General features: G+C 68.3%; 13 protein-coding genes and 2 pseudogenes. 10 read left to right on the top strand and 5 right to left on the bottom strand.

The window, feature by feature from the left end:
• Nucleotides 1–13 precede the first annotated feature (13 nt).
• The 4 genes from N5095_RS20390 (at nucleotide 14) to N5095_RS20375 (ending at nucleotide 4,531) form a co-directional block, all read left to right on the top strand.
• Entirely contained in the window at nucleotides 14–1,315 is a 1,302-nt protein-coding gene (locus N5095_RS20390; protein ID WP_267625019.1) for an anaerobic glycerol-3-phosphate dehydrogenase subunit C, read from the top strand.
• 294 nt (nucleotides 1,316–1,609) lie between these two features.
• A complete protein-coding gene (locus tag N5095_RS20385; protein WP_267625018.1) occupies nucleotides 1,610–2,776 on the top strand; it encodes a PQQ-dependent sugar dehydrogenase in 1,167 nt (388 codons plus the stop codon).
• Nucleotides 2,777–2,860: 84 nt separating this feature from the next.
• A complete protein-coding gene (locus N5095_RS20380; RefSeq protein WP_267625017.1) occupies nucleotides 2,861–4,117 on the top strand; it encodes an HAD family hydrolase in 1,257 nt (418 codons plus the stop codon).
• A 57-nt stretch (nucleotides 4,118–4,174) separates the two neighbouring features.
• Complete coding sequence (locus tag N5095_RS20375) at nucleotides 4,175–4,531, top strand: DUF5658 family protein (RefSeq protein WP_267625016.1); 357 nt, start codon at nucleotides 4,175–4,177, stop codon at nucleotides 4,529–4,531.
• Between the two features lie 110 nt (nucleotides 4,532–4,641).
• Here N5095_RS20375 and N5095_RS20370 read toward each other — a convergent pair whose 3' ends face one another.
• Nucleotides 4,642–5,235, bottom strand: coding sequence for a hypothetical protein (locus N5095_RS20370; protein WP_267625014.1), 594 nt, complete (start codon nucleotides 5,233–5,235; stop codon nucleotides 4,642–4,644).
• 49 nt (nucleotides 5,236–5,284) lie between these two features.
• Complete coding sequence (locus N5095_RS20365) at nucleotides 5,285–6,418, bottom strand: hypothetical protein (RefSeq protein WP_267625013.1); 1,134 nt, start codon at nucleotides 6,416–6,418, stop codon at nucleotides 5,285–5,287.
• 241 nt (nucleotides 6,419–6,659) lie between these two features.
• Here N5095_RS20365 and N5095_RS20360 point away from each other — a divergent pair, with 241 nt between their 5' ends.
• Entirely contained in the window at nucleotides 6,660–7,226 is a 567-nt protein-coding gene (locus tag N5095_RS20360) for a DUF7344 domain-containing protein (RefSeq protein ID WP_267625012.1), read from the top strand.
• A 95-nt stretch (nucleotides 7,227–7,321) separates the two neighbouring features.
• Nucleotides 7,322–8,557 (top strand): mandelate racemase/muconate lactonizing enzyme family protein, encoded by a 1,236-nt coding sequence (locus tag N5095_RS20355; RefSeq protein WP_267625011.1) that lies wholly within the window; start codon nucleotides 7,322–7,324, stop codon nucleotides 8,555–8,557.
• A 51-nt stretch (nucleotides 8,558–8,608) separates the two neighbouring features.
• Here N5095_RS20355 and N5095_RS22605 read toward each other — a convergent pair.
• Both N5095_RS22605 and N5095_RS20345 read right to left on the bottom strand, forming a co-directional pair.
• Nucleotides 8,609–8,755, bottom strand: a pseudogene (locus tag N5095_RS22605) (galactokinase family protein); the annotation flags it as partial.
• Nucleotides 8,756–8,850: 95 nt separating this feature from the next.
• Nucleotides 8,851–9,774: pseudogene (locus N5095_RS20345) on the bottom strand (DUF3179 domain-containing protein); the annotation flags it as partial.
• A gap of 153 nt (nucleotides 9,775–9,927) precedes the next feature.
• Here N5095_RS20345 and N5095_RS20340 point away from each other — a divergent pair.
• On the top strand, nucleotides 9,928–10,878 hold the full coding sequence (locus N5095_RS20340) for an acetamidase/formamidase family protein (protein WP_267625010.1): 951 nt from the start codon (nucleotides 9,928–9,930) through the stop codon (nucleotides 10,876–10,878).
• Between the two features lie 30 nt (nucleotides 10,879–10,908).
• Here the strand turns inward: N5095_RS20340 and N5095_RS20335 are convergent, their stop codons facing one another.
• Nucleotides 10,909–11,433 (bottom strand): MOSC domain-containing protein, encoded by a 525-nt coding sequence (locus N5095_RS20335; RefSeq protein ID WP_267625009.1) that lies wholly within the window; start codon nucleotides 11,431–11,433, stop codon nucleotides 10,909–10,911.
• Nucleotides 11,434–11,572: 139 nt separating this feature from the next.
• Here N5095_RS20335 and N5095_RS20330 point away from each other — a divergent pair, with 139 nt between their 5' ends.
• From N5095_RS20330 to N5095_RS20320, 3 genes are all read left to right on the top strand, one after another.
• Nucleotides 11,573–12,067, top strand: a complete 495-nt coding sequence (locus N5095_RS20330; RefSeq protein ID WP_267625008.1) for a hypothetical protein — start codon at nucleotides 11,573–11,575, stop codon at nucleotides 12,065–12,067.
• Nucleotides 12,068–12,200: 133 nt separating this feature from the next.
• Nucleotides 12,201–13,178, top strand: a complete 978-nt coding sequence (gene mvaD, locus N5095_RS20325; protein ID WP_267625363.1) for a phosphomevalonate decarboxylase MvaD — start codon at nucleotides 12,201–12,203, stop codon at nucleotides 13,176–13,178.
• A gap of 254 nt (nucleotides 13,179–13,432) precedes the next feature.
• Nucleotides 13,433–14,428 (top strand): NAD(P)/FAD-dependent oxidoreductase (locus N5095_RS20320; protein WP_267625007.1); only part of this gene is annotated, 996 nt, incomplete at its 3' end.

The raw sequence follows: 14,428 nt of genomic DNA, 5'->3' as shown, positions 1-14,428 counted from the left end.
ATTCAGCACCCCAATGAGTGATGCACACGACCCGGCGTCGACCTCGACGCCGGCCGACGACGAGTTCGAACCGGTGGACGTGTTCGGCGAGGCCGAGGAGATGGACCTCCGCCCCGGCGCCGACAACTGTTACAAGTGCACGTCCTGTGACACCTCCTGTCCCGTGGCGGAGGTGGACGACGACTTCCCCGGGCCGAAGTTCCAGGGGCCCGAGCAGTGGCGCCTGAAGCGCAAGGAGGACGAGGGCGTGGACGACTCCATCATGTCCTGCTCGAACTGCATGCGCTGTGACAACGCCTGTCCCTCCTCGGTCCCCCTGTCGCAGATGCACAACACCGCACGCGGGGAGTACGTCGACGAGCAGATGGACAAACTGTCGCGGGAGTACATCCGCAATCGAATCCTCTCGAACTACGGTCTGCTGGCTCGATTGGGGTCGAAGGTGCCGCGCCTGACGAACTTCGCGATGAGCCTCGGCGTGACCAAGAAATTCAACGAGAAGGTGCTCGGCATCACGAGCGAGCGGGAGTTCCCCGCCTTCGCGGAACAGACCTTCCGGTCGTGGTGGGACGAGCGCGGCGGCGCCAAAGTGGAGAGCGAGGAGAAGCGAGTCGCGTACTTCCACGGCGACTACTCGAACTTCAACACCCCCGAGGTGGCGAAGGCGATGGTCCGCGTGTTCGAGTCCTTCGGCTACGAGATAATCGTCCCCGAGCAGCGCTGTTCGGGCACGCCGATGTTCGCGAACGGGATGCTCGACGACGCCCGCCGCGCGGCGAAGTTCAACGTCCGGACGTTCAGCGACCTGGTCGACGACGGGTACGACATCATCTGCACCTGTACGTCGTGTTCGATGGCGCTCCGACAGGAGTACCCCGAACTGTTCGACTTCGAGGGGACCGCCGAAGTCGCCGCGAGCACCTACGAGGCCGTCGAGTACCTCCGCATCTACGAGGACCTGCAGGGCGCCGTCGCGGAGTCGGACGTGGAGTACCCCGACCTCGCGTACCACGCGCCGTGTCACGCCCGCAATCAGGGGCTGGACCGGCAGGCCGTGGAACTGTTCCGCGACCTCGATGGGGTGGAGGTCGAGGACGTCGGCGAGTCCTGTTCGGGCATCTCGGGCACCTACGGCTGGAAGGAGGAGAAGTACGACACCTCGATGAAGATCGGCGAGGAGATGTTCGAGCACATGGAGCACGCGTCGGGGTCCGACGGGATGACCGAGTGCCCGACGTGTGCGATGCAGATGGAACACGGGACGGGATACGAGATTCACCACCCGATGCAGCTGTTGGAGAAGGCGCTGGTCTGAACGGCCGACCCGCTCGTCGGGGCAACCGGGAGACGGTTCCCGGGCGAGCGCTCCCGTGAACCCCCAGCGAGAAGGTCCCGCGTCGTCCTCACGTGTTTTTAACTGGGAGATGACTCCCACCCCGTCGAACTTCCGGTCACCCCGGGGTATCCTCTTTGCCGAGGAACCCTTCGTCGGATTCGTGAACGGGAGCCATCTGCCGGACAGCCCCGAATGTGAGGGGACGGGCGGCCGCCGTCTGAGACGCGGAAACGACGGGGACCGGCGACGGAAAGAACGACGGAGGGACCGACGATGACGAGGCCGACGACGGACGGTGGGCGGGTCGGCCGTCGACGGTATCTGGCCCTCGCCGGTGCGGGTGTGGCGAGTCTCACCGGGTGTCTGGTACGGACGGCGGACCGGTTCGGCGGGTCCGACGGGGGAACGAACCGAACCGGGACCGACAGGAACGTCGACGTCGAGACGCTGGCTACCGGGCTCGAAGTGCCGTGGGGCGTCGGATGGTACGACGGCGACCTCTACCTGACGGCGCGGCCGGGGCAGGTCGTTCGGCTTCCCGGCGGCGAGGGTCCGGCGGAGGTCGTCGTCGAAGACATCACCGAACTCAGGAGCGGGAGCGGGGACCTCATCGGGAACCTCTTCGGCTCGGAGGGCGGCCTGCTCGGCCTCGCGTTCCATCCGACCGACCCGACGGCCTACAGCTACCAGACCTACGAGGGACCGTCGGGTGTCGCCAATCGAATCGTCCGCCACGAACTCGACGCCGAGTGGCGGGCGACGCCGATACTGGAGGGGATTCCCGGCGCGTCGATTCACAACGGCGGCCGGTTGCTCGTGAACGAGGACGAGGGCGCCCTGTACGTCACCTGCGGTGACGCGAACCGGAAGGAGTCGGCACAGGACACGGCGTCGCTCGCCGGCACGGTGCTCAGGCTGACACTGAGTGGCGAGCCACACCCGGACAACCCGTTCGACAACGAGGTGTTCAGCTACGGCCACCGGAACCCACAGGGACTCGCGTTCGACGACGGCACCCTCTACAGCACCGAACACGGCCCCGAGGACGACGACGAGGTGAACGTGCTCGAAGCCGGGAACAACTACGGGTGGCCCGAGGTGACGGGTCGCACCGACGGCGACCGCTTCACCGACCCCCTCGTCACCTACGCGTCAACCGTCGCCCCGGCGAGTGCGGCCTTCTACCCCGAAGACGGCGCCATCGAGGCGTGGCGGGGGGACTTCTTCTTCGGGACGCTCGTCGGGGAGCATCTCCACCGCGTCCGCATCCGGCAGGGCGAGGTCGTCGAACAGGAGCGCCTGTTCGAGGGCGAGTTCGGGCGCCTTCGCACGGTCTTCGTCGACCACGCGGGTGACCTCTGTGTCACGACGAGCAACCGGGATGGACGGGGCACTCCCGTCGACGCCGACGACCGGATTCTCCGCTTCCGCCCGGACTGAATCCCGCGGCAGCCTCGGTGGCTCTCCGCGGACAATCGTGACACTGACACCCACCGTTATCACCCCACACACCGACCACTGGACATGGAACGCTACGACCTTCTCTATCGCCTCTACGACGAGTTCGACACCAAGGCCCTGCGCGAACTGCAGGACTTCGTCGACCTCTTCCCGCCGGTGGACTCACGCGTCGCGCTCGACCACTGGCAGGACGCGAGCGACGAACTCGAGTCGCGAAAGGACGAGATTCGCGCCGAGTTCGCCTACGGCGGCACCTTCGCCGACATCGCCGCGAGAGCCGACCGCGAGGCGGCGTTCACCGCACAGGACCTCTACGCGAAGTACGGCCGGGACGTGAACGCGCTCGTGCTCGACGTGGACGAGACCCTGCGCTCGGCAGGTGGAACGGACAACGAAATTCCCCGCGACACGCTCCACGCGATGACGGAGTTCCACGAGGCGGGCGTCCCCATCGTCGTCTGCACCGGCCAGACGCTGGAGAACGTCAAGGGGTTCGCTATCCAGGGACTCGGCTCCGAACTCGTCCACTCCGGAAGTCTGAGCATCGTCTACGAGGCCGGGACGGGCGTGTTCACACCCGGCCACGGCGCCGACACGAAACAACTGCTGTACGAGGACCTCGACGAGGACGTGCGCGGCGTGTTCGACGCGATTCGTGCCCGCGTCCTCCCGGATGCCCCGGAGGACCTGCGCCGGAGCGTCCACCTGCAGGGCAACGAGTTCAACGTCACGCTCAAGCCGAACTTCGACGTGGGGTCGCCGCGGGCGGCCGAGGTTATCGACGCCGGACTCGTCTATCTGATGGACCTCCTCGCGGAGGCGGTCGAGGGTGTCGTCGGCGACGCGGTCGCGGAAGACGACCCGTCCACGACGGCGCTCGTCCGCGCCTACTACGCCGACGCCGACCCGGAGGTGCGGGAGGTCCTCGAGTCCGAAGGCGCCGTTCCGGACGCGACGGTCGAGCAGGTGCCCGCCGAACTCGACTCCCTGCTCGACCGCATCGACGTGGCGTACTACCACGCCGACGCCGCCGAGGTCGGGTCGCTGGAGCTGAACAAGGTCGTCGGCGTGGAGGCCGCCCTCGACGTGCTCGGCGTCGACGACCCGTTCGTGCTCGTCATGGGCGACAGCAAGTCGGACCTCCGGGTGATGCGCTGGGCCGCCGAGGGGAACCGGGGAATCGCCGCCGCGCCCGAGCACGCCTCCGAGGACGTGCTGGACCACGTCGTCTCCACCGACGAACTCGTCTACGACCGCGGGGAGGCCGCGGACGTGCTCCGCACCGCCTACGTGTTGAACTCGCTCTCGAAGCTCTCGTAATCATCTATGATATTTTGGACCGGGGGCTCTTTACCGACCCGGTCGCAGGACTCGGAGATGAACCTCCCCGCGTGGCTCTCCCTCCGTGACACGCCCTACGAGGAGGGGGAGTTCACTACCCTCTGGACGTTCGCGCTCGCGACCTACGGGGTCGGCGACATGGTGACGACTATCGCGCTCATGGAGTTCGTCCCGCGTCTCACCGAAGGGAACCCCCTCGTCGCCGCCGCCGTGGGCGCGTTCGGACAGTCCGGTCTCGTCGGCCTGAAACTCGCCGCGTTTCTGTTCTGCCTGGTCGTCAGCCTCCTCGCCGCACAGGACGGCGACCGTCTGCTCTACTACGGACCGCCGGCCGGGTTGGCGGTGACGGGTGCGTTCACGACGGTGTACAACCTCCGCCTCCTGTTCGGGTAGAGAGCCGCGGTCGGCTGCTGCCGGTGATGTGGGCCGTGGAACGCACTCGCCGGAGAGTCGGGAAGGAAGGAGCGGGACGAGAGCGAGAACGAGGGACGCAGGCGTTCGGACTACTCCGCGCCGGCGTTCGTCTCGCCGGTGACGACGAGTTCGCCGTCGTCGCCGGAGGCGGCGCCGTCCGCGTCTTCGTCGCCGTCAGCTCTATCGTCGTCGTCAGCTCTGTCGTCGCCGTCGGACCTGCCTTCCGTGTCGTCGTCACCAGCGCCGTCGTCGACACCGCCGTCGCCGCGGAGGTGTTCGTTGCCCCCGCGGTCGTCGCTCCCGCGGTCGTCACGGGCGGCCGAGTCGTCCCTTTCGGAGCCGTCCGCGTTCTCGCCTTCGCTGGCCGCGCCGTTGCCGCCGGCCGCGTTCGACTCGGCGCTCCCGTCACCGGTCCCCGCCTCGTCATCGGCGCCGGGCGCGTCGGATTCGCTGTCGGGCGCGTCGGTCCCCCCGGCCGACCCGTCCGCGGCCGCGTCCGCACCGCCGTCCGAATCGGCGGAGCGGTCGGACCCGTCTTCTTGAGTCGATGGCGGGCCGCCGAGCGAGTCATCGGCTCCGGGGATAGCCGGGCCGAACAGCCCGAACCCGGCACCGAGCACGGCGACGCCGACGACCAGGAAGACGACGGCGTTCCGTTTCGTCACCCACGCCGCCGAAATCATCGACTGGCGCCCCGTGGCTGTCGTGGTACGAGCGTGGACATCCCCGGCCTCAGTTGCCGCGTGCCATGACGTCGACTTGCTCGCCGTCGACCAGGAGCTTGGCCGTGCTGGCATCGAGGTCGACGTACTCGCCGGCGCCGTTCGGACCGCGGTTGGGGTTCGTCCCGTTCTCGACCTCCGAGTGCGGGTAGCCGTAGTGCCCGCCCTCGACGACGCCGGTCACCCGGTCGCTCGGGTCGTCCGCGCTGACGAGCGTGTACTGGATGGAGCCGTCGACGTTCAGGTTGTCGATGCGCCACTTGCTCTTCCCGGTCGACCAGACGAGCCGGAGGTTTTCGGCGCTCCCGCCGCCGGTCGCGCCGGCGTTCGTCTCCCCCGTGACGCCGCTCTCGGCCGCCTCGTTGATGGTCGTCACGTCGAACGTCGTCGTCGTGACCGAAATCGCTGGGTGGCTCGCGTTCGCCTGCAGTTCGTCGTACGGGATGGCGTTCGCCGGACTCTCGAAGTCGCCGTCCTCGTACATGACGAGCGGGCTGTAGTTCGACATCTCGTGGAGGCTCACGGTGTATCGGACCTCGACCTCGGTGACGCGGTCGGTGCCGTCGGTCGGGTTGTCGAACACGGCCGACTCGCCGGTCGCGCCGTAGTATCCGTTGACGGCGCCCGGGAGGTCGTCCGCAATCTGACCGTCACCGTCCTCGTCGACCTGGCCCAGGCTCGTGCCGGCCAGGTACTGCTCGGAGGAGGGGACCTGCGAGTAGTCGGGTTTGCCGAACTCGTTGAACAGCGTGATGGGGCCCCAGCCGTCCGACCCGGTGTCGTAGAACCCGGTCGTCGCGGGTCCGGCTGACTCGGTCACCGTCCCCGCGGTGTTCCCGTTGATCCACGGCGTGGCGCGGAGCACGGGCGACCACTCGCCGGCGTCGCCGTCGGCGCCGGGTGCTCGGGCCTCGACGAGCACGCGGACCTTCCCGACCGGTTCGTCGAAGCCGGACCACTCGACGCGGAACGTCGGGGTGATGAACAGCTTCGAGAGGTCGCCCGTGTCGTTGGACAGGGAGACAGCGTTGGCGGCGAAGTTCGTCTCCACGGACGCGGCGCCGCGCCGCGTGAACGTGCCGAGGCCGACTGCGCTTGCGGTGCCGATTCCGGCGAGGGTGCCGAGCAGGGTACGTCGCTTCATCTGTACTCGACCCGAGTGGTGGAGGGTACTTCTTCATGAGCCGACAGAACCGCGCAGGTCCGTCCCAGAAGTCGCTCTGGCTCGGTCTGAAACCCGCACGGGCTGCCACGACACCGCCACGGCGAGGCTCTGGCTGCCACAGAAGGGGGCGCCGAGCTACCCCACTAGTTTAATTCACAGAGTTTCACGTAGAATGACCTGTCGACAGATTAATACGTGGGTTCGAACTACTCCCGACCACATGGCTGAGAGTCAGACCGCCCGTCCCTCGGGGGCGGTCGAGACGGAGGAGGTGTTCCAGACACTGAGCAACCAGCGTCGGCGCTTCGTCGTCCACGCGCTGGAACAGGACGGGTCGATGGAGATCGGGGACATGGCCCGGCGCATCGCCGGCTGGGAGTACCAGAAGGACCCCGAGGCGGTCAGTTCGGCGGAGCGTCGACGCGTGTACAACTCCCTCCAGCAGGTCCACCTCCCGAAGATGGACGAGAACGGCCTCGTCGACTACGACTCCCGGAGCGGACTGGTCTCCGCGACGGGCGACCTCGCCGACTTGCGACTCTACCTCGAGGTCGTCCCCGGGAACGACATCCCGTGGAGCACCTACTACCTCCTGCTGGGGGCGTTCGGCGCCCTGTTCGCGACGGCGACGCTGCTGAACGTGTTCGGGTTCGGGGCCGTTCCCGACGCGGTCGGTGCGCTCACCACCGGCGTCCTCCTCGTCGCGTCCGCGGCGGTCCACACGTACGTCACCCGGACCCGGGAGCTCGGCGTCGAGGGGCCCCCGCCGGAGGTCGACGAGGGCTGAGACGACACCGTCACGCGAGCGGCGGCGCCGCACGGACCGACCGAGAGGTTCGCCCGATTTTCAAACTTTAACCGCTAGGGGAGTAACTCCTGGATATGGTACGAAACTACGCGGAGCTCCACGACCCGAACGCGGAGTACACGATGCGGAACCTCTCTTCGGAGACGATGGGGCTGAACGCCAAGCGTGGCGGCGGCCGCGACGTCGAGATCACCGACGTGCAGACGACGATGGTTGACGGCAACTTCCCGTGGACCCTCGTCCGCGTCTACACCGACGCCGGCGTCGTCGGCACCGGCGAGGCGTACTGGGGCGCGGGCGTCCCCGAACTCATCGAGCGCATGAAGCCGTTCGTCGTCGGCGAGAACCCCCTCGACATCGACCGGCTGTTCGAACACCTCGTGCAGAAGATGTCCGGCGAGGGCTCCATCGGCGGCGTCACCGTCACCGCCATCTCCGGCATCGAAATCGCGCTCCACGACCTCGTCGGCAAGATTCTCGAGGTCCCCGCCTACCAGCTGCTCGGCGGGAAGTACCGCGACGAGATGCGCGTCTACTGCGACTGTCACACCGCCGACGAGGCCGACCCGCAGGCCTGCGCCGACGAGGCCGAGCGTGTGGTCGAGGAGCTCGGCTACGACGCCCTGAAGTTCGACCTCGACGTGCCCTCGGGTCACGAGAAGGACCGCGCGAACCGCCACCTGCGTGACTCGGAGATTCGTCACAAAGCCGAAATCGTCGAGGCCGTCACCGAGGCCGTCGGCGACCGCGCCGACGTCTCCTTCGACTGTCACTGGACGTTCACCGCCGGGAGCGCGAAGCGCCTCGCCGCCGAAATCGCCGACTACGACGTGTGGTGGCTTGAGGACCCCGTTCCGCCGGAGAACCACGACGTCCAGCGCGAGGTGACGCAGTCGGCCCCGACCACGCCCATCGCCGCCGGCGAGAACGTCTACCGCAAGCACGGCCACCGCCGCCTGCTGGAGGAGCAGTCCGTCGACATCATCGCGCCCGACATGCCGAAGGTCGGCGGGATGCGCGAGACCCAGAAGATCGCCGACATGGCGGACACCTACTACGTCCCCGTCGCGATGCACAACGTCTCCTCGCCGGTCGCGACGATGGCGAGCGCCCAAGTCGGCGCCGCAATTCCGAACTCGCTGGCCGTCGAGTACCACTCCTACCAGCTCGGCTGGTGGGAGGACCTGGTCCAGGAGGACGTCATCGAGGACGGCTACATCGAGATTCCGGAGAAGCCCGGCCTCGGTGTGACCCTCGACATGGACACGGTGCAGGAACACGCCATCGACGACGTGTTCGACGAAGCGTAAGCTCCGTCGAATCGGGACCGTCGTCGCTTCCGTCTCCGTTCTCCCTCCCTTCTACGGTTCGACCCGCACGCCGTCACCGACCGCACACACGTACACGTCCGGGTCGATTCCGGTCGCCTCGTCGCGCCGCCGACCGTCGACGGCCGTCCGCCGGTCGATAGCGACCGAAAGGACGAACCCTTCGTTGTAGTCCGTGTGCCCGCCGACGAGGTTCGCCCGGCCGGGCGCGGTGGCGACGACCGGGTCGGTGTCACACTCGGCGTCGACCGCACCGGGTTCGGCAGAGTCGCGGTGAGGACGCTCCGTTCGCGGAGCGCCTCCTTCGCGAACGCCGCCGGACCGCCGCTCGCGGTTCGGACCCCGAGCACCACGTCCTTCGGATGGCGACGGCCGTCGCTCGACAGCGGGGGGAACAGCGTCGACTCGCGGGCGTAGTACCCGTGGACCGGGTTGTACTGGCCGTAGGGGTCCGACCCGTACCGCCGCGCGAACCCGGTGTCCTCGGTGAGAACGAGCGTGTCGGGGTGAGCGCGCGACCACTCGCCCCACGTCGTCCAGACGAGACGGAACTCGTTCAGCGACTCGCCCTCGTAGGCGCCCGAAATCGCCGTCCCGAGCATCTGGGGCCAACGGGAGTCGGTCGCCCGGTCGTACATGACGAGGTTGCTGTTGAGCAGGCGACCGGAGACGCCGAAGGTGGTTCCCCCGCGGTCGAACCCCATCGCGGTCCCCGTCAGGGGGCAGTAGGTGACGCTCACCGGCTGGTCGCCGAGGCGGTCGTTGACGATTTCGTGCCAGACGAGGACGTACTGGGGGTACGCCTTCGCCACGCCGTCGTGGACGACGCCGAAGACGACATCCCCCTCGGCCAGCCGGTCCGCGGCCGCCTCCCGGGACTCGAAGCGCGGGTCGTCGACCGCGGGGATACCGTCCTTCCCGGGGCCGCCGGAGCGGACCTCGTCTCCGAGTCGGGCGAACTCGTAGGAGACGGGGAGGGCGTGGTCGGCGGTCGGCGGTCCACTCGCTCGGGGAGACGTCGCAGTGGCGTCCGTGGTCGGTGTCGCCGTTCGTCCCCTCCCGGAGCCCGTCGTGGCCGCCTCGGTGTTCCCCGACGACCCGCCTCCGCCCCCGGACCTGAGACCGAGACACCCGGCGAGGGAAGTCGCGAGCCCGGCACCGCCCGCGACGACGCGCCGCCTCGTGACACGGTAGTCCATATCACGGGCGAGGGCCGCCCGCCACATAACCCCGAAGCGGCCGTGCGCCTCGAACGCCCGGCTCCGGCAGGGACACGTCGGTGGCGACCGAGGGACACGCCTTCGCCGGTTTCTCCGGATTTATCACGAACTGTGGTGACACTACTCGAACGTATGTCATCGAACCACGACCACGAACTCACCGACGACGACGCGAACGTCCACCACGCCTGGGACAACTCGCTCGACCCGGTCCTGACCGTCGAACCGGGCGAGGTCGTCCGCTTCGAGTGTCGCGACGCGCTGAACGGGCAGGTCGGCCCCGACTCCACGGTCGAGGAGTTCGCGAACGCGAGCTTCGACCCGGTCCACCCGCTCACCGGCCCGGTGGCGGTCGAAGGGGCGGAACCGGGAGACGCGCTCGTCGTCGAACTGCTCGACTTCGAGCACAAAGGGTGGGGGTACACCGGGTTCATGCCCGGCGAGATGGGGCTCGGCCTGCTCCCCGAGGAGTTCGAGGACGCCGGCTATCACGCCTGGGAGTTCGAGGACGGCGTCGCGACGTTCGTCGACGGTATCGAGGTCCCTATCGAGATGTTCCCGGGTACCATCGGCGTCGCACCCGGCGAACCGGGCGAGCACGACACCCTGCCGCCCCGGAACGTCGGCGGCAACATGGACGTGAAGCACATGACCGCCGGCTCGACGGTGTACCTCCCCGTCGAGGTCGAGGGGGCGCTGTTCTCGACCGGTGACTGCCACGCGGCACAGGGCGACGGCGAGGTGTGTGTCACGGGAATCGAGGCGCCCATGTTCGTCACGGCGCGCTTCGACGTGCGAAAGGACGCCGACATCGACCAGCCGCAGTTCGAGACGGAAGGCCCGTTCACGCCGACGGGCCGCGACGAGCCGATGTACGGGACGACCGGCATCGCCGACGACCTGATGGAGGCGACGAAGCTCGCCGTGTTGCACATGATAGACCACCTCGAATCGGAGCGGGGGCTCTCCCGCGGGGAGGCGTACATCCTCTGTTCGGCCGCCGTCGACCTGAAGATAAGCGAGGTCGTCGACGCGCCGAACTGGACGGTGTCGGCGTACCTGCCCGAGAGTATCTTCCCGTAGGGAGACACCAGACGCGGGCGGCCCCCCTGGTCACCCGCGCAGTCGGTCCACGATTTTCTTCCCCATCGACCGGCTGTCGGGTTCGACGAGCACCACGTCGTCGCCGACGGCCATCTCGCCGGGGTCGACGACCTCCGCACAGACGCCGCCGCGACCACCTTTCAGCGCCCGGGCGACGCCGTCCTCGCCGGCGACCTGCTCGACGTGCGCGCAGGGGGGTCGCGGTCGCGTCCCGCGCAGGACCGCGTCGCCGACGCGGAACGTCGCCCCGAGCAGGTCGTGAACGTCGACGCCGCGGGTGACGACGTTGCGTCGGTGGCGGCCGTCGGTGATGTCGATGTCGTACTCGTCGCGGATGTGGTCGATGGCCTCACCCTCGACGAGCGTCACCTCACAGACGTCGAAGGGTGAGTAGTACCCCCGACCCGTACAGTAGCGGTCGCCATCGATGCCGCCGTCGACGGCGCGGACGCGGTCGTGGGACTCCATCGGCGCCGAGTCCTCCGGCGCGGTGAAAATCGTCTCCACGCGGCCGAGGACGTCTCCTGGTTCCATGCTCGGTCGGTAGGTACGCTCGGCGCAAAACCGTTCGTCTCCGTTCGGTACACACCCGTACTAGTCGTAGAATCACCACCCGGGAAGATTTATCATCTATGTGTTGGCTTATGAATATCATGAACGGGGGGTTTCTGAGATGATTTCACGGGACGTCGCCGTCCTGAGCGTGCGGTACGGAATGCTCGGATTGGGCGGACTGTACGCCGTTCTTCTCGTCTCTCTCTGGAGACGCGGTTCCGAGTCGACCGGAGCGAAGACGGTGAGGACCCTCTACGGTGTCGCGTTCTACCTCTCCATCGGACTCCTGTTCTCGGCAGTGGGGTTCTTGGACTTGCGCGGTCTCGGCTCGGCTCTCCTCGCCGCGTCGGCTGCGCTGTGGGCTGGTGGTATCTACATTCAGGTTTCTGGTCATCGAATGTCGCTTCTTCCGGAGACGAGAGCGGGGTGGGTCGACTTCGGGATAGTGGTCGTGCTCGTGTCGAACCTCTTTCCGGCGGTTCTCCTGATGGGTGGCCATCTCGAGCCCGGTCCCCTCGCTCTGCTGGCGTGGTTCGGCCTCGGTGCTCTGCTCTGTGGGGTTCTCGTCTTTCGGGTCGCACGTCGTCGGCTCGGCAGCCCGATTTCGGCGTGAGAGACGCTCGGCACGGGTCGAAGCGAACCGACCGCTCGTCGAGACGCACCTCCTGTTTCCGGTAACGCTTTCGGTACACGCTTCCGGGACGCTTAACCCCCACCACCGCGCGGGGTAACGCATGACCGAGTCCATGAAGGCGACCGCGCGGGCCCACCCCATCCAGGGGCTCGTGAAGTACCACGGGATGCGCGACGAGCAGCGCCGCTACCCGTACCACGACAGCATCAGCCTCTGCACCGCGCCGTCGAACACGACGACGACCGTCGAGTTCCGGCCCGACGCGGGCGAGGACGCGTACGTCGTCGACGGCGAGGAGGTCGACGGTCGCGGTGCCGAGCGCATCCGAGCGGTCGTCGACCGCGTCCGGGAGGTCGCCGACTTCGACCACCGCGTCCGGCTCGAGAGCGAGAACTCCTTCCCGACGAACGTCGGCTTCGGCTCCTCCTCCTCGGGGTTCGCCGCCGCCGCCGTCGCGCTCTGTTCGGCCGCCGACCTCGGACTCACCCGTCCCGAGATGTCCACCATCGCCCGGCTGGGTTCCTCCTCCGCGGCCCGCTCCGTCACGGGGGCGTACTCGGTTCTCACGACGGGGCTCAACGACGAGGACTGTCGCTCCGAGGCGCTCGACGCCGGCGACTCGCTCCACGAGGACGTGCGCATCGTCGCCGGACTCGTCCCGTCGTACAAGGAGACCGAGCAGGCCCACGAGGAGGCCGCGGACAGCCACATGTTCGAGGCCCGTCTCGCGCACATCCACGACCAGCTCGTCGAGATGCGCGACGCGCTCCGCGCGGACGACTTCGACCGCGTGTTCGAGTGCGCCGAGCACGACTCGCTGTCGCTCGCGGCGACGACGATGACCGGTCCCGCCGGCTGGGTGTACTGGCAGCCCGAGACGATTTCCATCTTCAACACGGTCCGCGAACTCCGCCAGGAGGGCGTCCCCGTCTACTTCTCGACCGACACCGGCGCCAGCGTCTACGTCAACACCCGCGCCGAGTACGTCGACGAGGTGGAGGCCGCCGTCGCCGACTGCGGCGTCGACACCGAGGTGTGGAAGGTCGGCGGCCCGGCCCGCACGCTCGACGAGTCCGAAGATCTGTTCTGAGCGTCGGCCACCGCGCCGCGAACCCTCTTATACGAGGGCGAGACCACTCCGGTCCGTGACTTGACCTGACCGCGACCTCGGAGGCGTCCGCGACTGCGCGACACACCCCTCCGCGGTTCCTCACTTGGCGAGACGTGTCGCCGAGATTCGTCCCCTCGCGACGTCTCGACCGTCGCCGTGTCGCCTGCTCGCCCCGTTCCGTCACTCCTTCCGAAGCCCACACCCTCAAGCCCGCCCGGTCCTACCTCCCGACCATGCGCGTCGCCGTACTCGGTGCCGGATACGCCGGACTGACGCTGGCCCGAACGCTCGAAGACGACCTCCCCGACGACGTCGAGGTCGTCGTCGTCGACGACGACCCGGCGCACCTCCTGCTACACGAACTCCACCGGGCCATCCGGCGGCCGAGCGTGCTGGAGGCGATTACCGTCCCGCTCGAGGAGGTGCTCGACCGCGCGACCGTCCGGACGACCCGCGTCGAGGACGTCGACCCCGGCGCGAGGCGCGTCGAACTCGCCGACGGCACCCTCGACTACGACTACGCCGCGATCTGTCTCGGCTCGGAGACGGCCTTCTACGACATCCCCGGCCTGGAGGAGCGGGGCACCCCCCTGAAGCGAGTCCCCCACGCCGAGCGCATCCGAGAGGACTTTCTCGGCGTGTGCGAGGACGGCGGTCACGCCGTCGTCGGCGGCGCCGGGCTCTCCGGCGTGCAGGTCGCCGGCGAGCTCCACGCCCTCGCCGTCGAGGAGGGTGCCCGCGACGCGGTCGACGTCACCCTCGTCGAACAGCTCCCCGAAATCGCCTCGAACTTCCCGGCGAACTTCCGGGAGGCCGTCCGCGACCAACTGGAGGAGCGCGGCGTCGAGATTCGGACCGACGCCGCCGTCACCGAGGCGACCGACGACGAGGTCGTCCTGAACGACGGCGACGCTCGCCTCGGCTACGACCAGTTGGTGTGGACCGGCGGCATCCGCGGCTCCGACGCGACCGACGGGGACCGACTCGACGTGCGGAGCGACCTCCGAGTGAGCCGGGAGACGTTCGCCGTCGGCGACGCAGCACGGGCGATAGACGCCGACGGCCAGCCCGTGCCCGCCAGCGCGTCGGCCGCCATCCGCGAGGCGAAGACCGTCGCCGACAACCTCGTCCGGCTCGTGGAACACGACCGCGCGGACGACCCGGGCGCGTTCGAGCCGCGGCTCGACCCGTACCGCTTCGACGTGCCGGGGTGGATCGTCAGCGTCGGC

Origin of the sequence: Halobium salinum (genome assembly GCF_026586625.1) — an archaeon.
Taxonomy (GTDB): Archaea; Halobacteriota; Halobacteria; order Halobacteriales; family Haloferacaceae; genus Halobium; species Halobium salinum.
Note: the sequence above shows the minus strand (reverse complement) of the source record. Positions and strands in the feature narration are given on the sequence as shown.

Coding starts and splice junctions, on each gene's coding strand:
- N5095_RS20385 (WP_267625018.1), top strand. CDS start 1,610: ATGACGAGGCCGACGACGGACGGTGGGCGGGTCGGCCGTCGACGGTAT.
- N5095_RS20340 (WP_267625010.1), top strand. CDS start 9,928: ATGTCATCGAACCACGACCACGAACTCACCGACGACGACGCGAACGTC.
- N5095_RS20370 (WP_267625014.1), bottom strand. CDS start 5,235: ATGATTTCGGCGGCGTGGGTGACGAAACGGAACGCCGTCGTCTTCCTG.
- N5095_RS20330 (WP_267625008.1), top strand. CDS start 11,573: ATGATTTCACGGGACGTCGCCGTCCTGAGCGTGCGGTACGGAATGCTC.
- N5095_RS20355 (WP_267625011.1), top strand. CDS start 7,322: ATGGTACGAAACTACGCGGAGCTCCACGACCCGAACGCGGAGTACACG.
- N5095_RS20360 (WP_267625012.1), top strand. CDS start 6,660: ATGGCTGAGAGTCAGACCGCCCGTCCCTCGGGGGCGGTCGAGACGGAG.
- mvaD (WP_267625363.1), top strand. CDS start 12,201: ATGAAGGCGACCGCGCGGGCCCACCCCATCCAGGGGCTCGTGAAGTAC.
- N5095_RS20375 (WP_267625016.1), top strand. CDS start 4,175: ATGAACCTCCCCGCGTGGCTCTCCCTCCGTGACACGCCCTACGAGGAG.
- N5095_RS20380 (WP_267625017.1), top strand. CDS start 2,861: ATGGAACGCTACGACCTTCTCTATCGCCTCTACGACGAGTTCGACACC.
- N5095_RS20365 (WP_267625013.1), bottom strand. CDS start 6,418: ATGAAGCGACGTACCCTGCTCGGCACCCTCGCCGGAATCGGCACCGCA.
- N5095_RS20335 (WP_267625009.1), bottom strand. CDS start 11,433: ATGGAACCAGGAGACGTCCTCGGCCGCGTGGAGACGATTTTCACCGCG.
- N5095_RS20390 (WP_267625019.1), top strand. CDS start 14: ATGAGTGATGCACACGACCCGGCGTCGACCTCGACGCCGGCCGACGAC.